Here is a 17,358-nt window from a genome sequence, read left to right on the forward strand (position 1 = left end):
ACACCATGACCGAAATCTACTGGGACGACCCCTTCTGCAGTGAGGGTGCCAACTGCTTCCGCTTCGGCGTCGACGAGCAGGGCAGGGCGTACATCGGCTCCACCACGGACACCACCGCGCATGTCAGCGACTCCGTGGAGGCGCTGCGGGCCCTGATCTGCGCGGTGAAGTCCGGCGCGGCGGACCATCTGCTCTGACCGTCCGGCCCGACCCCACCACACACCCCCCGCACCCCCACACGCCCCCCGCACCCATCCGCTCCGCGTACGCCGACGACGACGAGCGTTTCACCTGCGGGGGCCTGCCCGGCACACGTGGCCAGCGACGGCCCCCCGGCCCCGCCCCCCCTCATGACGCCGGCACCTGGCAGACCCTCATCACCCGGCACCGGCTGCCGGGGTACGGCGCGCGTCGTACCCCGGCAGCCCTGCTGGTCCGGCGAGTCACGGACCGGAAAGCCCGCCACGCGCATACCGACGCATACGAGGGAAGCCGATCCGCCCGCCGACCGGGCGACGCCGACCCTTACCACACCCCTGATGACCTGCATACTCGACCCCATACGACGGGGCACCACCGGGGGCCGGGTTGGTCACCGGCTTACCTCCGCTTTAACCTACGGTCTCGTAACCTACGTATCCGTAGGTAATCCTCCCGTCCCCAGGAGCTCCCCGTGACGATCACCTCTGCCCACCTCGGCAGCCCGAAAGTGTGGACCGACGCCCACCTGCTGCATGCTCTGGAAGAGGTGGTGGAGAAGGAACTCAACCGTCATCTCAAGGTCGCCAAGGACTGGATGCCCCACGAGTACGTGCCCTTCTCCGACGGGCGGAACTTTCCCGGTGTCTTCGAGGACGGCGAGGCCTGGCAGGCGGACCAGTCCAAGGTCACGGACATCGGCAAGACCGCGCTGGTCGTGAATCTGCTGACCGAGGACAACCTCCCCAGCTACCACCACGAGATCGCGACCCTCTTCGGCCGCGACGGCGCCTGGGGCACCTGGGTGCACCGCTGGACGGCGGAGGAGGGACGGCACGGCATCGTGATGCGCGACTACCTGCTCACCTCGCGCGCGGTCGACCCGGACAAGCTGGAGCAGTTCCGGATGTCCCATATGTCGGAGGGGTTCGAGTCCGACAACGGCCACTCCATGCTGCACTCGGTGGCGTACGTCGCCTTCCAGGAGCTGGCCACCCGGGTCTCGCACCGCAACACCGGCCACCAGTCGGGCGACCCGGTCTGCGACCGTATGCTGGCCCGGATCGCGACCGACGAGAACCTGCACATGGTCTTCTACCGCAACCTCCTCGGTGCGGCCTTCGAGCTCGCCCCGGACCTGACGATGCAGGCCGTGCGCGATGTCGTCGTCAACTTCCGGATGCCCGGTCACGGCATCCCGGGCTTCGAGCGGGCCGCCGCACAGATGGCGATCGGTGAGATCTACAACCTGCGCATCCACCACGACGACGTCATCCAGCCGGTGCTGCGCTACCTGAAGGTCCTCTCCGTCGACGGCCTGGGCCCCGAGGGCCTGAAGGCGCAGGAGGAGCTGGGGCTGTACATGAACGGCCTGGACCACGAGGCGTCGAAGTTCGACGAGAAGCTGGCCGCCCGCAAGGCCCGGATGGCGGCACGCGCGCTGGCCTGATACCCGGATGGCGGACGGTCGTGGCTCCCCGGAGGGGCCACGGCCGTCCGGCCGTACCGGGTCGCTTCCCGGTACGGCCGCACGCCCGGTCCTCCCGGGTGCCCGTGCGCAGGCGGGCGGGCCGGACCGCTCCGTCCGCGGGCGCGTTCAGGCCCGCTTGCGACCGGCTCTGCGCAACCGGTCCCGCTCCTTCTCGGAGAGGCCGCCCCACACGCCGAAGCGCTCGTCGTTGGCGAGGGCGTATTCGAGGCATGCCTGGCGCCCCTCGCAGGCGTTGCAGAGCTGCTTGGCCTCACGGGTGGAACTGCCGGGGGCGGGAAAGAAGAACTCCGGCCCTGCCTGCGCGCACAGCGCTGTCTCCTGCCAGGCGAGCGCGGGTTCGACCGCGGTGTTGATCAGCATGGAATCCACACTGCCCGCTCGGGATAAACGACTGATCAACGCGGCATCAATCCGGCGCGCCGATGACTTCCGGCCTGTTCTGGTGAACCGCCCGCGCTCGGCACCGCTGCCGGCCGACGGGGCCGGCGCGGCGCCCCGCGGCCCCGTACGTCAGCTCCTCACCACCCCCAGCTGCGGGAGCACCGTCTCCGCCACCCGGTGGGCCTCCTCCAGCAGCGGGTTGCCGGAGAGGATGAAGGTGTCGACACCCAAGTCCTCGAACTCCTTGAGCCGTTCGACGACCTGAGCGGTCGAACCGACGAGGGCCGTACCGGGGCCGGGGCGGAACAGGCTCATGCCGGGCCACAGGTTGGGGTGTGTCTCCAGTTCCCGTGCGTGGGCGGGGACCCTGCCGCCGTGCTGGCGGAACTGGCGCTGCCAGCCCACGCCGTCCTCTCCCCCGCGGCCGCCGAGCATCCGGGTGTACGTCGCGTCGCTCGTCACGTCGAGGAGCCGGTCGGCCGCCGCCCATGCCTCGTCCTCCGTGTCGCGGACGATGAGGTGGAGGCGCAGGCCGATTCTGAGCGTGCGGCCGTATGCGGCGGCGCGCGCCCTGACCTTCGCCAGTTTCTCCTTGAGCAGGTGCGGCGGTTCCCCCCAGGTCAGGAAGACGTCGACATGTTCGGCCGCCATCTCGACACCGGCGTCGGACGAGCCGCCGAACCAGAGCGGGATGTGCGGTTCCTGCACCGGCTTCAGCTCCCTGAAGGAAGCGCCCGCGTCCTTCAGGTCGTAGAAACGGCCCTGGTGGTCGAAGACCTCGCCGGCGGTCAGCCGCTTCACGATCGACCAGTACTCGGCGCTCAGCTGGTACCGCTCGTCGTGCTCCACATGGAGTCCGTACTCCTGGAGCGCCTTGGTGGAGCCGTTGACGACGTTGAAGCGGAGCCGGCCGCCGAAGAGCGTGTCGAAGCTGAGCGCCATCTTGGCGAGCAGGGTGGGCGAGATCAGGCCCGGGTGGACGGCCAGCAGGGGCTTGAACGCGGTGCTGGTGGAGGCGGCCAGCGCACTGCCGAGCGGCCAGACGTCGTACAGGTCGGTGGCGAGCAGCGCACCGCTGTAGCCCAGGCTCTCGACCGTGCCGGCGAGCCGGGCGAGGTAGCCGAGATCCACCGGTCGCCGCCCTTCCGGCTCCCAGGGGTAGGCGCCTTCGCGCGGGATGATGTACCAGAGGACTTCGGTCGCCATGTCGTCACGCCGCCTTGTCCGCCGCGGCACCGGCCCGGGCGTGGGCGACGGTGACCGGCCGGCCGATGAAGCCGGTGCGGTGGAAGATGTCGGCCGCTTCCTGCTGCTCCGCGAGGAAGGCGTCCGTGACGGGCTCGATCCGCCAGGGCAGGGTGCGCAGCGCGATTTCCCAGTCGTCGGCGGATCCACCGAGGTCGGCGGCGGCGATCTCGGCCGCCTGCCGGGGATGGGCGGCCGCCCAGTCGTCGGCGCGCTGCAGGGCGCGGGTGAGTGCGTCGATGACCTCGGGGCGGCTCTCGGCCAGGTCGCGGCGGGCGAAGAAGACGGACCGGTCGGTGATGACGTCGCCGGTGCGGACCAGGGTGCGCAGTCCGCCGGTGCGGCGGGCAGCGGCCAGCTGGGCGCCCTGGGCGATCCAGGCATCGACGGCACCGGTGCGCAGGAGCTTCTCGCTGTCGTCGTTGCCGGGGACGGCGGTGATGTCGGTCGCGTACGAGAGTCCGGCGTCGTCGAGTGCCTTGGCGATCAGATGGGTCTGCCAGGAGCCGATCGCGAGGTGGACGGTGGCGCCCTGGAGGTCGGCGACGCTGCGCACGGGGCTGTCCTCGGGGACGAGGAGCGCACCGTGTTCGGGGCGCGGGGCCGAGACGGCGGTGTAGACGATGTCGTGCCCGGCGGCCTGCGCGGTGATCGGCGGGGTGGAGCCGGTGCCGCCGAAGTCGATGACGCCCTGGCTGAGGAGTTCGCCGGTGCGCACCCCGTTGGCGTACGGATGGAAGACGACGCGCTCGCCGAGCGGCGCCAGTTCCTCCTGGGCGAGGCCGAGCCGGGAGAGGTGGTACAGGTGGTAGAGGGACGGGTTGCTGCTGTGCACACCAATGGTGATGGTCATTCAGATCACTCCGGCTTCGGTACGTGAGGGGAGGGGTGTGGGTTGCGGGGCCGTCCGGACCCCGAGGTCGTCGAGGAGTCGCCGGCGCAGTGCGGCGAACGCGGGGTCGCCGGGGTCGCGCGGGCGGTCGACGGTGACGGGTTCGTCGGTGACGAGCCGGCCGCCCTGGAGGACGGCGACGCGGTCGGCGAGCCGTACCGCTTCGTCGACGTCGTGGGTGACCAGCAGGACGGCGGGCCGGTGTCGGCGGCACAGCTCCCCCACCAGGTCCTGCATCTTCAGCCGGGTCAGGGCGTCGAGCGCCGCGAACGGCTCGTCCAGCAGCAGCAGTTCGGGTTCACGGACCAGGGCGCGGGCGAGGGCGACGCGCTGGGCCTCGCCACCGGAGAGGGTGGCCGGCCAGGCGTCGGCGTGCCGTTCCAGGCCCACTTCGGACAGGGCCCGGAGCCCGTCCGCCGCTCGGCTGCGCGGCAGGGCCACGGTCACATTGGCGAGGACCCTCTTCGAGGGCACCAGGCGGGGTTCCTGGAAGACCACGGTACGGGCCCGGGGAACGAGTACGTCTCCGGCGTCGGCACGGTCGAGGGCTCCCAGGATGCGCAGCAGGGTCGTCTTACCGCTTCCGCTGGCGCCGAGCAATGCGACGAACTCGCCCTGCGCGATGTCGAGTCGGAGGTTGTCGAGGACGGCGCGGTCACCAAAGAAGCGGTGCAGTCCACGGACCCGTACCGCGGCCGTGTCCGGGGTGCGGTCGGTCATCGGCGGGCTCCTTGCGGGGATCGCCAGGGCATCAGTACGCGCTCCAGCAGCCGTACGACGATGTCGGCGGTGAGTCCGAGCAGCCCGTAGACGAGGATGCAGACGGCGAGGATGTCGGTGCGGGCGTAGCTCTGTGCCTGGGACATCAGATAGCCGATGCCGGCCGTCGCGTTGATCTCCTCGGCGGCGATCAGGGCGATGACGCTGAGCGTCATGGAGAGCCGCAGTCCGGCGAGCAGCGACGGCAGGGCTCCGGGGAGGACGACTTCGCGTACGAGGGCGAGCCGGCCCATGCCGAAGCTGCGCATGGCTTCGATGAGTTCGGGGTCGGTGTTGCGTACTCCGCTCGATGTCGACACATACATCGGGAAGGTGGTGGCGACGGCGATGAGCAGGATCTTCGCGGTCTCGTTGATCCCGAACCACACCATGAACAGGGGCACCAGGGAGAGGAACGGAATGGTGCGCAGGGTCTGGAGCGAGGAGTCGAGGAGTTCGTCGCCGAGGCGGGTGAATCCGGTGGTGACGCCGAGGGTCAGACCGGCGGCGAGCCCGATGAGCAGGCCCAGGCCGGAGCGGGTGAGGGAGGTCGTGAGCGCGTCGGGCAGCTGCCCGTTGCCCCACAGCTCCCCCACCGCACGCAGCACATCGGCGGGCGAGGCGAGGACGTCGGGGGTGAGGAGCCCGGTGGCGGATGCCACCCACCAGAGCACGAGGAGAGCGACCGGGCCGAGGGCCCGGACCGTCACCGCGTAGGCCCGGTTGCGGGAGGTGCGCCGCTGGACATGCGGCCGCACGAGGCCCGGACGCAGGGTGGTGTCGCTCATGACAGTTTCTCGATGTCGAGGACGTGCGGGGCGATGTCGACCTGGCTGGTGGTGACCTTCTGCTCGGCGTAGAAGGCGGCGACGTCCTCGAAACGCTTGATGTCCTGGGGCCCGATGGGTTCGACCGTGCCGCCCTGTCGGGTGATGTCGGTCTGGATCTCCTTGGCCTTGCCGGTGACGGCGGTCGGGCCGGCGTCGGTGAAGACGTTCAGATAGGCGGCCGGGTTCTTCTTCTCCTCGGCCCCGGCGTCGTGGAGGTACTGATAGAGCGCCTTCACGACCTTCGGGTGCTGCTCGGCGAAGCCCGTGCGTATGGCGTTGAGGCTGTAGTTGTCGGATCCGATCGCGGCGCCGTCGGCGACGAAGTGCGCGGTGCCGCTGCCGAGTTCGGCCACCGCGTAGGTGGCCCAGACGGCCCAGGCGTCGACCTTGCCCGCGTTGAAGACCGCGGCCGTCTGGTCGGGGCGCAGATACACCCGGGTGACCTTGTCGGCCGGGATGTGGGCCTTCGCGAGGGCCTTCAGCAGCAGGTATTCGCCGGTGCCGCCCTGGTTGACGGCGACTTTCCTGCCGACGAGATCGGCGACGGAGTCGATGCCGGAGCCGTTCCTGACGAGGATGCCCTCGCCGGCCGTGTCCGGGGCGACTGCGCTGAAGAAGGTGAAGCCGGGGCGCTGGGCGAGCGAGGTGATGCCGGAGGTGACGGAGCCGACGGCGAAGTCGAGCTGGTCGGCGTTCATCGCCTGGGCGGCCGGGGCGAAGGGCCCGGCGCTTCCGGTCCAGCGCACCTTGGCCCCGGCCTTCGCAAGCGCCTTGTCGAGGCTGCCGTCCTTCTTGCCGCGGGCCAGCACACCGGAGTTGCCGGGGTCGGGAATGCGGATCTCGACCGTGGCATCGGCCCCGGAGGCGCCGCTGTCGGCCTCGGAGGTGCCGCAGGCGGTGAGGGCGAGGAGTGCGGTGACCGTGAGGAGCGCCGGGGCGAGGGTCGTACGCAGGGGGCGTGGGAGGTTCATGGTGTCGGGTTCCTCGTGGCTCGGAAGGTGGGAGGCGGGGAGTCGGTGGGGCGGGATTCGTTGAGTGCGGCAGCACGGCGCAACGGCTCGGGGTCGGCCCAGGACGTGACATCGACGGGTTCGGGCAGGAAGCCGTGGGCGCGCAGCCCGGCCTCCTGCTCGGCGAGGAGGCCCAGGCGTTCGGCGGAGAGGTCGGGGTGGAGGGTGAGGTGGGTGCCCGGCCGGTACGCCCCGGCGACTCCGTCGGCCCCGGCACCGGTCTCGGCGCCGAGGATGCGGGCGACCTCGCCGGGGTGTCCGGCGGCCCAGTCGGCGGCCCTCAGCAGGACGGCGAGGAAGCGGTCCACGAGGTCGGGGTGGTCGTCGAGGAGCTGCTGGTGGACGGTGATGGGGCGCGGGGTGCCGTTGTTGATCCGGAACCGGCGGTCGGTCAGTGCGTCGAGCTCGACGGCGACCTCGGCGCCCTCCCGGCGTGCGGCCTCGACGGCCAGCGCGCCCTTCACATACACGGCATCGACGTCACCACGCCGCAGCGCGGCCAGTTCCGCGGCCCACTGGCCCTCGTACCCCGAGGCGGGTACGTCGACGAGTGTGGCGTCGTCCAGCGCGAGCCCGGCGGAGGCGAGCGCCCCCTCGAAGCCCCGCACAGCCATGGCCCGCCAGAAGTCGATGGCGACGTCATGCACCGGGGCGGCGAGCCGTAGCCCGCGCAGGGCATCGGCCCCCCGAATGCCGGAACCGGGCCTGACCAGTACGGTCTGCCGTTCCTCGATCCAGGTGAGGCCGATCAGCCGGGTCCGCTCGCCTCGCGAACGGGCCCACAGGGCAGGGACGTTGCCGCCCTCGCGAAAGAGTCCCGGCAGGGCGTGGGTGAAGTGGGCGGCACGATCGGCGTCGGGCGCGGCGTCCTGAAGGGAGCGCACCGCGATGCCGTCGGGGGCGAACTCGTCGGTGAACCACCGGCGGTCGGCGGCGATACCGGTCGCGGTGGGTACGGGACAGCGGGTGAACCAGAGCGTTGGGGGCTGAACGGCATGCGTCATGGGGGTTTCCCGAGGGGTCGGTCCAAGCGGCGGGAGGGAGGGCACGCAGGGGTCGTACGTCGGCGTGCGGCGACAGCGGCGATCACGTACGTCAGCGCGTGCCGGACACCGTCACGCCTCTGCCGCGGTGGCAGTCAGGTGCGGCGTACGCGTACGGCGAAGAAGCCTCCGACCGCCCGGGGACGCGGCGGCAGAGGAGCGAGAACAGCGGGAAGGGAGAAAAAAGTCAGCGACAGGCGGCGCTGGAGACCCGCGCCAGGTCGATGTGACGGCGCAGCGTCAGGGCGAGCAGGACCGGAGCGGCGTGGGCGGTGGTCGCGGTTCGGCGGACGGCCATGGCACTGCTCCCTTCTGCTCGTCGGTGGTGACGTGCGGAAGCCTGCCACGGACCCGCATGGCCCCACAACTCGCTTCCCATGATGTGGGATTGACTGTGAACGCAATGTTTCACACCCGCCCGATGACCTGTCTCAACTCCCGTAATGTGGCAAGCACATGACCCTTTCCCCTCCCCTCACGAACGGAGCGTCACCCGACATGACCGAGGCCGCGGGCGTGCGTGCCCCCGCCGGAGCGCAGGCGGTACGGCGCGCTCTGGACGTCCTGCACTGCTTCCATGACAACGGCCCCGATCTCAGCGCCTCCGACCTGGCCCGCCGGCTCGCACTCTCGGTGTCCACGGCGCACCGCCTGGCCCGCACCCTGGTGCATGCGGGCTTCCTGGAGCAGGACGTCCGCACGTCCCGCTACCGGCTCGGCCCCGCCGTGACGGAGCTGGGCCGGATCTCGTACCACCAGCGCGGTCTGCATCTGGCCGCCCCGGAGCTGACCGATCTGGCCGAGCGCACGGGCGCCACCGTCGACCTGGCGCTGCGCAGCGGCCCGCACGCGGTGATCGTCGCCGGTGGTTCGGTCACTCCGCAGACGGGGCTGCGCAGGCCGTTGCATTCCACCGCGCTCGGCAAGGTGCTGCTGGCCTGGGCCCGTCCCGGCGAGGGCGGCTCCTCGTCGCTCCCCCCGCTCCCCGCATTCACCGACCGCACCATCGTCGAACGTGCCGTGCTGGAGGCCGAGTTGGCGAAGGTGCGGTCCGACGGCCATGCGCTGAACGACGGCGAGTCGGCGCACGGGGTGCGGACCTTGGCGGTCCCGGTGCTGGACGGTCTCGGGTATGTGCGCTTCGCGCTCGCGGTCCGGGCCACTCCGTCCGTCATCACGGAGGCGCGCACCGAGTGGTTCCTGTCGCAGGCCCGCTCCTGTGCACGGGCTCTGGAGGTCCTGTTGCTGTCCCCGGCGGAACGCCGGCCGCCCACGCCGTGAGCCGACCGCCCCCGCCGTCCTGCTGAGCCAGATCCAGGCGGGTGGCGTCGGGCTGAACATACAGGCGGCCGCCGTCGCCATCAGCAGCGAACCGCAGGTCAAGCGGACGACGGAGCATCAGGCGGTGGCCCGCTGTCGGAAGGATCCCCGGCCCGACCCACCGGCGAGGAGGAGCAGCTGCGCATCGCCACCCCCGCCGCCGGAGCACTGCCGGCGGCCGACCGCGTCAGAAGCCGTACTCTGCCGGAGAGCTGACCGCGTCGGAAGCCGTGCGCGGCCGGGCGCTGGGGACGGTGTCCTTCGTCCTGCCGGGAGCCGGCGTACCGGACGCCGACGAACCGGACGACGGCCGAGCGGACGCCGATCGACCGGACGAAGGCCGAGCGGAACCCTTCGTCCCGCTGGTCCCGGCGGATTCCTTCCCCTTCTTGCCCGGAGCGGCCGATGCATGGCTCCCCTGGTGGCTCGCGTCGTATCCCGGCACGGTGCCGTCCTCCCGGGCGACCAGCAGCAGCCCGACCATGCCGTGGTCGGAGTGGCTCTGCACATGGCAGTGGTACATCCAGGCACCGGCGCCCACCTGCTCGCCCGCGATGACCTGGAAGCCGAAGGAGTCCGCCGGGCCGACGGTCTTCGTGTCGATCACGCGGCTCGGGTCGTCCGGGCCGGAGAACAGGCCGGTCCGGTTGTCCACCCAGCGATGGCCGTGGAGGTGGAAGGTGTGGAAGAAATTGCCGTGCGTGATCATGACTACTTCGAGCCGGTCCCCCACCGTGGCATGGAAGTCGGCGGATTTACCGGACGGGGTGTTGTTGATCGAGCCGTCGTTGAAGACGATCGTGATCGTCTTGTCCGGCAGGATGTCGCCTCTGCGCCGGACGACGACCGGACCGTACAGGCCCTTCTTGATCCCCCCGGTGCCGTGGTCGGAGCCGACGGCGTGGTCGTGGTAGTGCCAGTAGCCCGCGCTCCCGGGCCGCCAGCTGCCATCCCTGCGCCGGCCCGGCGTATGGGTGCGCCAGGTGTAGGTGCGGGTGCCACCGGGTTTGACGGTGCTTCTGTTCATCCGGGTGCCGTCGCTCGCGACGTCGTAGTCGACGCCGTGCGCATGGAAACCGGCTGGCACATCCAGGAGGTTCTCGAACTCGATGTGCAGGGTGTCGCCCTCGTTCAGCTCGATCAGGGGCCCCGGAACCGACGGCTTGCCCTTCTTCAGGCCGTAGCCCATCCGGCCGTCCGCCAGCTTCTCCGCGTACAGCTTGATCCGGCGGACGGCCCCTCCCTCGGGGGCGGTCCTGAGCAGGCTTTCCGATGCATCGGAGTCACTCGTCCCGCGAGAGAACGCTGTCGTCCCGGTCACGGCCGCCACCCCGCCGCCTACCAGGATCCGCCGGTTGAAGCTTCTTCTGTCCATGCCGAACTCCCTACTGCGCTCAAGGAATGTATGGAGTACAGCGATCCGTCCCGGGTCACGGAACCCGCGCAGACCGCGGAGACCATGGAGGCTACGGGGAGTCCGGTGGCTTCAGAGGCTGTCGCGGGTGGCGGGGCGCAAGTGCCGCTCGGACGGCCGCACCCGTACGAGGAGCGGCAGCGCGGACCCGTATCAGTCGGCCGGCGGAACGGACCCCTATCAGCCGGCCGGGGCCGCGTGCCGAGGCAGGTGGTCGGGCTCTTCCGGGTGCCGGTGGGACCAGAGCAGGAACACCGCGCAGGAGACCAGCGCCCATACCGCGAGCACCAGATACGGGAAGATCCGCTGGTGCCCCTGGTAGTAGACGGCGGCGTGCTGGGCGTTGACCGAGGCGCCCGGCGGGAGCCAGCGGCCGATGAAACCGAGCACCGACGGCAGCAGCGGCCAGGCCACCGCGCCGCCGGAGGAGGGGTTGCCGAGCATCACCATCAGCCCCCAGGTGGGCACGATCGCCCAGCGCCCGATCAGGGCGCGGAACATGGTGAAGACCATGCCCGTGGTGAACATGGTGAAGGCGAGGATCATCCACGACTGGACGAACGGCAGGTGGACGGAGCCGAGCAGCCAGTTGACCACGGCGGCGACGGTGAACCCGCCGAGCAGGGCGTAGGCGAGGGTGAATCCGATCCGCTCCAGCGGCCGCAGTGCCTTGGCGTGCACGCTCAGCTGGATCGCGCCGACGAAGCCGACGATCACCGCGGCGAGCGAGATGTAGAAGAGCGTCAGGCCGCGCGGGTCGCCCCGTTGGAGGGGCTTCACATCCGTGACCTTCACCGGCACCCGGACCGTTTGGCTCACCTTCAGCGAGGACTCGGTGAGCACCTGGGCGACCGCGGCGCCGGACGCGCTCGCGACGTACAGGCGGATGCGGCCTTTCTCGGGCCGCAGGATCGCGAAGACCTTCTGCTCCTCCACCGCGGTCCGGGCCTGGGCCACGGTGGGGTACTTGTGCAGCACCAGCGAGGCGTTGAGCGCCTTGTCCAGTGCGCCGAGGAAGGTCTTCTGGCGAGCGGTGTCGAGGCGGCCGACCACTGCGGTCGGGATGTTGTGCGGGGTCGGGTTGGCCATCGCGTAGGTGTAGGAGCCCGCGAAGAGACCGGCCGCGGCCGAGATGATGAACAGGAGCACGACGGCGGGCAGGTAGGGGGACGCCTTGAACGCCGCCCATCGGTCTCCGGGGCCCGGGGGCCGGGCGTGCCCGCCGCGCGGGGAGTGCGGTTCCAGGCCGGGTGCGCTCATGCCTCGCCGCCCTCGTCGCGTCGGGCCCTGCTCGGCTGGACCCGTTTCGGTTCGCCCGGCATCTTCGGGTACTCCGGTGGGTACGGCAGGTCGCCCAGCCCGTGGTCCCGCTCGTCCCGGTCCGCCAGCTCCAGCAGCCCGTCGAGCCGGAAGGCGTGCTCCTCCATGTCCACGTGCACATCACCGGCCTCGGCATACCGGCCGGGCATCGTCCGGATGTCGAAGTCGCGCGGTTGGGCGTCGTCGAGTTCCGTCCAGCGCAGCGGGGCGGAGACCGGGGCATGCGGGAAGGGGCGTACGGAGTAGGCGGAGGCGATGGTGCGGTCGCGGGCGGTCTGGTTGTAGTCGACGAAGATCCGCTCGCCGCGTTCCTCCTTCCACCAGGCGGTGGTCACCCGGTCCGGCATTCTCCGTTCCAGTTCGCGCCCGGTGGCGATGGCGGCGCGCCGGACCTGGGTGAAGGTCCAGCGCGGCTCGATGGGGACGAAGACATGGATGCCGCGGCCGCCGGAGGTCTTGGGCCAGCCGCGCAGACCGTGGTCGTCGAGGACGGACCGCAGCTCGTGGGCGGCAACCACCGCATCGGCGTAGTCCGTTCCGGGTTGCGGGTCGAGGTCGATGCGCAGTTCGTCCGGGTGCTCGGTGTCGGTGGCGCGGACCGGCCAGGGGTGGAAGGTGAGCGTGCCGAGGTTGGCCGCCCAGATGACGGCGGCGACTTCGGTGGGGCAGATCTCGTCGGCGGAGCGACCGCTGGGGAACGCGATCCGGGCGGTGGGGATCCAGTCGGGGAGGTTCTTCGGGGCCCGCTTCTGGTAGAAGAAGTCGGCGTCGACGCCGTCCACGAAGCGCTGGAGGGTGGTCGGCCGGTTGCGCAGGGCGCGCGTGATGCCCGGGCCCACGGCCAGGAAGTACTCGGCCACGTCCCTCTTGGTGTATCCCTTCTCCGGGAAGTACACCTTGTCCGGACTCGACAGCCGTACCGCCCGTCCGCCGGCTTCGAGCTCCACCGCCGCTCCCGCTGCGCCCATGTCGGTCACCGTAGGCCGGGCTCACCCCTGCCGCATATCGGGAGACGTCGGTACAACCTTGGGCAAGAATCGGGTGCATGGACCTGCCGGTGATGCCTCCTGTGAAGCCGATGCTCGCCAAGTCCGTCGCGAAGATCCCGCCCGGTATGCAGTACGAGGCCAAGTGGGACGGCTTCCGTGCCCTGGTGTACCGCGACGGCGACGAGGTGGTCATCGGCAGCCGGACCGGCAAGCCGCTCACCCGGTACTTCCCGGAGCTGGTCCCGGCCGTCCGGGAGAGTCTGCCGCCGCGCTGTGTGATCGACGGCGAGATCGTCGTCGCGTACGGCGGGCGGCTGGACTTCGACCGGCTCAGCGAGCGCATCCACCCCGCCGAGTCCCGGGTGCGGCTGCTCGCCGAGCGGACCCCGGCCAGTCTGGTCGCCTTCGACATCCTGGCGGTGGGCGACGATTCGCTGCTCTCGCTCCGGCAGGCCGACCGGCGTGCGGTACTGGAGGCGGCGCTCTCCGGCGCCTCGCCCCCGGTCCATCTGGCGCCCGCGACCAGGGACCCGGCGGTCGCGCAGGAGTGGTTCGAACGGTTCGAGGGCGCGGGCCTCGACGGTGTGGTCGCCAAACCGCTCGATCTGCCGTACCGCCCCGACACCCGCGCGATGTACAAGATCAAGCATGAGCGGACCGCGGACTGTGTGGTGGCGGGGTACCGCTTCCACAAGAGCGGCCCGGTCGTCGGCTCGCTGCTGCTCGGCCTGTACGACGCGCAGGGCGTCCTGCAGCACGTCGGCGTCTGCGGGGCCTTCTCGATGAGACGCCGCGAGGAGCTCGCCGCTGAGCTGGAACCACTGCGGACCGATCACGCCGACCACCCGTGGGCCGCCTGGGCGGACGCCGAGGCGCACGAGCACGCCCGGCTGCCCGGGGCGCAGAGCCGCTGGTCCGGGAAGAAGGACCAGTCGTGGGTGGCGCTGCGGCCGGATCGGGTCTGCGAGGTGGCGTACGACCACATGGAGGGCGACCGGTTCCGCCACACGGCCCAGTTCCGCCGGTGGCGGCCGGACCGCACCCCCCCAAGCTGCACGTACGCGCAGTTGGAAGAGGTGGTGCGGTACGACCTGGCCGAGGTGCTGTCAGGCGGCTGACTCCGCGTCCGACGGATCCGACGTATCCGACGGGGTGACGCACGGGTCGTCGCTGTTGCTCGGGTCGGGCGCGGGTGAGTCGGAGGACTCGCTCGGGTCCGGGGAGTCCGTGTCCGTGGGGCAGCCGGAGTCCGAGGGGCTGGGCTCGGGATCGGTGCTGGGGTCCGTAGGGGTTGATTCAGTGTCGGTCGGGTCCGGGGAGTCGCCCGGGTCGGTGGGGTCCGTGGAGTCGGTGGGTTCCGTGGAGCCGCTCGGGTCCGTCGAATCGCTCGGGTCCGGGGAACCGGTCGGTGAGCCGGAGGTGCCGGGGGACGCCGATGACGAGGGGCTGGTCGAGCTGCTGGGCTGCGGGCCCACGACGATGCCGCCCTCCTTGGTGCCCGGACCGCCGACGGGGTGCGTCGCCTTGTTCGGCCCGCCCGCGCCGGGGCTCTTGGGCACGGTGCCCTGGCCGTCGGCCACCAGGTGGACGCCCTTGCGGTAGAACTCCAGCCAGGACAGCACCGTGCGCAGATAGGTGTCCGAGTGGTTGTAGCTGAGGATCGCCCGGTCCAGGTCCGCCTTCACGGCCAGATCGCGCGTGCCCGCGCAGAGGTAGGCGCCGGCGGCCAGGGCCGCGTCGTAGATGTTGTTCGGATCGCGGCGGCCGTCGCCGTTCCCGTCCCGGCCCCAGTGTGCCCAGGTGGAGGGGATGAACTGCATCGGGCCAACCGCCCGGTCGTACCGCGTGTCCCCGTCGTACACCCCGTTGTCGGTGTCCGGGATGTTCGCGAACCCGGCGCCGTTGAGCACCGGGCCGAGGATCGGGGTGAGCGTGGTGCCGTTGGCGTCGACCCGGCCTCCGGCGGCCTGCCCGGATTCGACCTTGCCGATCGCCGCGAGCAGCTGCCACGGCAGATGGCATCCGGGGTCGGAGCGCCCGATCGAGGACTCGGCCTTGCGGTAGGCCGCCAGCACCGTGGCCGGGATGCCCGCCTCGGCCCACGCCAGGCTCGCACCGGCGCTCTGCTTCGCACCCTTCTTCGGCGGCTCCGGCGACTCCAGCGGGGGCAGTTCGGTGTGGTACGAGTCGTCGTTGGCCACCTCGGTCCATCGAACCTCTTCGGCCTCCTGGCGCTCCTTGGCGGTCAGGTCGTGCCGCACGGTTCCTGGTGCCTGGGACGCGGTGAGTGCGGCCATCGCAGCGACTGCGGCGGCGGTGCCGCCGACGCGGCGGCGCACGGTGCCGTTGAACCTCATGCGTTCTCCCCTCTCCCCTGGGTCACTGGGTGAACGTGTCGATGGCGGAGATCCGCCAGGTGTTGCCTTGTCGGACGGCGTCCACGGCGAACATGGCCGCCGCGTAGGTCGTCTCCTCCGACGTGCCGGTACGGGTGTTGCTCTGGTCGGCGAAGATCAGCAGCCGGGCCCGGTCCCCGTCGAGGAACTCCACACCGCTCTCGGTCACGGTCGTGGTGAGGACGAGCTTCTGCTTCGCGCCCTGCTCCTTCACCCCCGCGAGCATGTCCTTGTGCTGCTGCACGGCCTTGCCGACGAGCCAGGTCCGCGCCGCCTCGTCGGACTTGGCGGTGGCGGCGTAGTTGTACGAGAAGACCGCACCGACCGCCTCGGTGATCTGGCCCTTCACCTCACTGGTCCGGCTGATGTCGGTGAGGGCGGTGTTCTGGCGGCTGGAGTCGCCGCGCAGATCGTCGGCCGCGGTGAACGACCAGGCGGCGAAGGCGCCGAGGAGGACGGTGAGCGCGCAGAGCACGACGGGCAGCCGGACCCGGAGGCGGGACAGGGACCGGGACCCCGGCTCGGGCGACGTCTCCGCCTTCGCTTCGTCGTCCTCGTCCTCGTCGGCCGTCTCTTCGTCCGCCTCCGCCTCGTCCGTCGGCTCCTTGTCGCGGTCCTTTGCGGACTCCTCGGGATCGGGTCCGGTCCCGGACCGCTGCTCGTCCTCGGCGGCCGGCTCCGTGCTGCGGGGTGATGCGGTCGCGCGTTCCGCGGCGGCAACCGTCGCCAACCTGCGCTGACGGTTCACCAGGTGACGGGTCGTCGACATGTGCGGGGTTCCTCTCGGTGGTGGTGTGGGCCGGACGGTGCCGGGGGCTTCAGCCGGCCGTGTTTCCGACCGGCGCCTGCCCGAGGGCGCTGAGCTTCCACCCGTCGGAGGTGTGGGTGAGCTGGCCGAGCATCCGGCTCTCCTTCACCGAGGGCTTGCCCGTCGAGGCCGTCACGGTGATCCGCAGGGCCACCATGACCGAGGCTTTGCCGGCCCGTTCGTCGAGTTCGGTGACCGCACCGGACAGCACCTTGGCGGTGCTGACGGTCTTCGCCTCCTGGATCTGCTTCTTGAACCCGTCCCGTCCGTCCACGAGTTGCTTGTGCAGGTCGCCGGTGGTGGAGTCCTCCCACCGGCTCAGCCCCTGGTCCAGCTTCTGGTGGTCGAGCGTGTTGAGGTTCTGTACCGCCTGCTCACCCGCGGCCAGCGCGTCGTCGCGGGTGCGCCCGTAGTCGGCCGAGTCGTCGTGCGCGGCCCCGTACCAGGACGAGGCGCCCCAGGCCGCGCCGCCCGCCGCCAGGACTGTCAGCACGAGCGCCGCCACCACCAGCGGGTTCTTCGTCGTCCGTGTCCGTGCCATTGCTGTTTCTCCCTTGCCGGCGGTGCTGAGTGGTGGGTGTCCGAGGGGCGGTGGCCGAGCTTCTGGCTATCTGGAGGTGATGTCGACGATGGTCCAGTGCCCGTTGCGGAGTTGGGCGGTCACGGACAGCTGGGCGGCGGCCGTGGTGGCGGCCTTGCCCCGGCGCTCGTAGACCTGGTCGAGGAAGACCAGCAGATGGGCGTCGGAACGGGTGAGCCGGGTGACCCCGGCCCGTACGACATGGGTGGTCAGGGTCAGGTTCTGGTCCTTCGCCTGCTTCTCGACCTGGCCGAACAGTGCCGCGTACTGCTGCAGCGCCTGTCCGCCGAGGAGCTGCTGGGCCGACTTCTTGGTGGCGGCGGTGTCCTGCGGGCCGTACGAGAAGACCTTGCCCAAGGCACTGCTCACATCGCCCACGACGCGGCTGGTCGCCTCGGTGTCGCTCAGCGCCAGGTTGTCGGTGGCCGGGGTGTCCCTCAACTGCTGGGCGCGGACGAAGAATCCGGCGCCGGCCACGACCAGGGCGACGGTCAGCAGCACGACCGCCGCGCGCCACAGACGCCGGGCCGTCCCGGACCGCTCGTCCCGGTCGGGCTCGCCCCCGTCGTCGCTCGGGTCCGTGGCCACCTCGGCCTCGGGAGCCTCGGCGGCCTCCGCAACCGCCAACTCCTCGGCCTCGGCGGTCTTCTCCTCGGTGCTCACCATCGCCGTCCTCCTCCC

General features: G+C 70.9%; 19 protein-coding genes. 4 read left to right on the top strand and 15 right to left on the bottom strand.

Going from position 1 to position 17,358, the window contains the following annotated elements; genetic code table 11:
* The first annotated feature begins 5 nt into the window (after positions 1 to 5).
* Positions 6 to 197, top strand: coding sequence for a hypothetical protein (locus AB0L71_RS12805; protein ID WP_365241626.1), 192 nt, complete (start codon positions 6 to 8; stop codon positions 195 to 197).
* A gap of 476 nt (positions 198 to 673) precedes the next feature.
* Complete coding sequence (locus AB0L71_RS12810; protein ID WP_365241629.1) at positions 674 to 1,648, top strand: acyl-ACP desaturase; 975 nt, start codon at positions 674 to 676, stop codon at positions 1,646 to 1,648.
* 147 nt (positions 1,649 to 1,795) lie between these two features.
* On the opposite strand, the gene AB0L71_RS12815 is transcribed toward AB0L71_RS12810, so the two are convergent.
* From AB0L71_RS12815 to AB0L71_RS12850, 8 genes are all read right to left on the bottom strand, one after another.
* A complete protein-coding gene (locus AB0L71_RS12815; RefSeq protein ID WP_365241632.1) occupies positions 1,796 to 2,050 on the bottom strand; it encodes a WhiB family transcriptional regulator in 255 nt (84 codons plus the stop codon).
* A gap of 150 nt (positions 2,051 to 2,200) precedes the next feature.
* A complete protein-coding gene (locus AB0L71_RS12820) occupies positions 2,201 to 3,277 on the bottom strand; it encodes an LLM class flavin-dependent oxidoreductase (RefSeq protein ID WP_365241635.1) in 1,077 nt (358 codons plus the stop codon).
* A gap of 4 nt (positions 3,278 to 3,281) precedes the next feature.
* A complete protein-coding gene (locus AB0L71_RS12825; RefSeq protein WP_365241638.1) occupies positions 3,282 to 4,169 on the bottom strand; it encodes an ABC transporter substrate-binding protein in 888 nt (295 codons plus the stop codon).
* Positions 4,170 to 4,928, bottom strand: a complete 759-nt coding sequence (locus tag AB0L71_RS12830; protein WP_365241640.1) for an ABC transporter ATP-binding protein — start codon at positions 4,926 to 4,928, stop codon at positions 4,170 to 4,172.
* Positions 4,925 to 5,755 carry an ABC transporter permease gene (locus tag AB0L71_RS12835; protein ID WP_365241643.1) on the bottom strand — a complete coding sequence of 277 codons (831 nt, stop codon included), beginning with the start codon at positions 5,753 to 5,755 and terminating at the stop codon, positions 4,925 to 4,927. Before AB0L71_RS12835 ends, AB0L71_RS12830 begins: the two co-directional genes overlap by 4 nt.
* A complete protein-coding gene (locus AB0L71_RS12840) occupies positions 5,752 to 6,768 on the bottom strand; it encodes an ABC transporter substrate-binding protein (protein ID WP_365241646.1) in 1,017 nt (338 codons plus the stop codon). Before AB0L71_RS12840 ends, AB0L71_RS12835 begins: the two co-directional genes overlap by 4 nt.
* Positions 6,765 to 7,811: an ABC transporter substrate-binding protein gene (locus AB0L71_RS12845; protein WP_365241648.1), complete on the bottom strand. Its 1,047-nt coding sequence runs from the start codon at positions 7,809 to 7,811 to the stop codon at positions 6,765 to 6,767. The genes AB0L71_RS12840 and AB0L71_RS12845 overlap by 4 nt, the downstream gene beginning before the upstream one ends.
* Before the next feature lie 226 nt (positions 7,812 to 8,037).
* Positions 8,038 to 8,148 (bottom strand): putative leader peptide, encoded by a 111-nt coding sequence (locus AB0L71_RS12850; protein WP_365241651.1) that lies wholly within the window; start codon positions 8,146 to 8,148, stop codon positions 8,038 to 8,040.
* Between the two features lie 200 nt (positions 8,149 to 8,348).
* Between AB0L71_RS12850 and AB0L71_RS12855 the strand changes: the two genes are divergently transcribed.
* Positions 8,349 to 9,131 carry an IclR family transcriptional regulator gene (locus tag AB0L71_RS12855; protein ID WP_365241654.1) on the top strand — a complete coding sequence of 261 codons (783 nt, stop codon included), beginning with the start codon at positions 8,349 to 8,351 and terminating at the stop codon, positions 9,129 to 9,131.
* A gap of 226 nt (positions 9,132 to 9,357) precedes the next feature.
* Here AB0L71_RS12855 and AB0L71_RS12860 read toward each other — a convergent pair whose 3' ends face one another.
* The 3 genes from AB0L71_RS12860 to ligD form a co-directional block, all read right to left on the bottom strand.
* Entirely contained in the window at positions 9,358 to 10,545 is a 1,188-nt protein-coding gene (locus AB0L71_RS12860) for a multicopper oxidase domain-containing protein (protein WP_365241657.1), read from the bottom strand.
* 219 nt (positions 10,546 to 10,764) lie between these two features.
* Positions 10,765 to 11,844 (bottom strand): ABC transporter permease, encoded by a 1,080-nt coding sequence (locus tag AB0L71_RS12865; protein WP_365241659.1) that lies wholly within the window; start codon positions 11,842 to 11,844, stop codon positions 10,765 to 10,767.
* Positions 11,841 to 12,851 (bottom strand): non-homologous end-joining DNA ligase, encoded by a 1,011-nt coding sequence (gene ligD / locus AB0L71_RS12870; RefSeq protein WP_365242075.1) that lies wholly within the window; start codon positions 12,849 to 12,851, stop codon positions 11,841 to 11,843. Before ligD ends, AB0L71_RS12865 begins: the two co-directional genes overlap by 4 nt.
* Before the next feature lie 98 nt (positions 12,852 to 12,949).
* On the opposite strand from ligD, the gene AB0L71_RS12875 reads away from it, so the two are divergent.
* Positions 12,950 to 14,011: an ATP-dependent DNA ligase gene (locus AB0L71_RS12875; protein ID WP_365241662.1), complete on the top strand. Its 1,062-nt coding sequence runs from the start codon at positions 12,950 to 12,952 to the stop codon at positions 14,009 to 14,011.
* Here AB0L71_RS12875 and AB0L71_RS12880 read toward each other — a convergent pair.
* The 4 genes from AB0L71_RS12880 to AB0L71_RS12895 all read right to left on the bottom strand — a co-directional run bounded on the left by AB0L71_RS12880 (position 14,000) and on the right by AB0L71_RS12895 (position 17,343).
* Positions 14,000 to 15,250 carry a lytic murein transglycosylase gene (locus AB0L71_RS12880; protein ID WP_365241664.1) on the bottom strand — a complete coding sequence of 417 codons (1,251 nt, stop codon included), beginning with the start codon at positions 15,248 to 15,250 and terminating at the stop codon, positions 14,000 to 14,002. The two genes, AB0L71_RS12875 and AB0L71_RS12880, sit on opposite strands and share 12 nt — an antisense overlap.
* Positions 15,251 to 15,272: 22 nt before the next feature.
* Entirely contained in the window at positions 15,273 to 16,058 is a 786-nt protein-coding gene (locus AB0L71_RS12885; RefSeq protein WP_365241667.1) for a hypothetical protein, read from the bottom strand.
* Between the two features lie 49 nt (positions 16,059 to 16,107).
* The gene (locus tag AB0L71_RS12890; RefSeq protein WP_365241670.1) at positions 16,108 to 16,638 is read right to left on the bottom strand and encodes a hypothetical protein; all 531 of its coding nucleotides are present in this window, start codon (positions 16,636 to 16,638) and stop codon (positions 16,108 to 16,110) included.
* Between the two features lie 66 nt (positions 16,639 to 16,704).
* A complete protein-coding gene (locus AB0L71_RS12895) occupies positions 16,705 to 17,343 on the bottom strand; it encodes a hypothetical protein (protein WP_365241673.1) in 639 nt (212 codons plus the stop codon).
* Positions 17,344 to 17,358 lie beyond the last annotated feature (15 nt).

The organism is Streptomyces sp. NPDC052052, assembly GCF_040680455.1.
Lineage (GTDB): Bacteria > Actinomycetota > Actinomycetes > Streptomycetales > Streptomycetaceae > Streptomyces.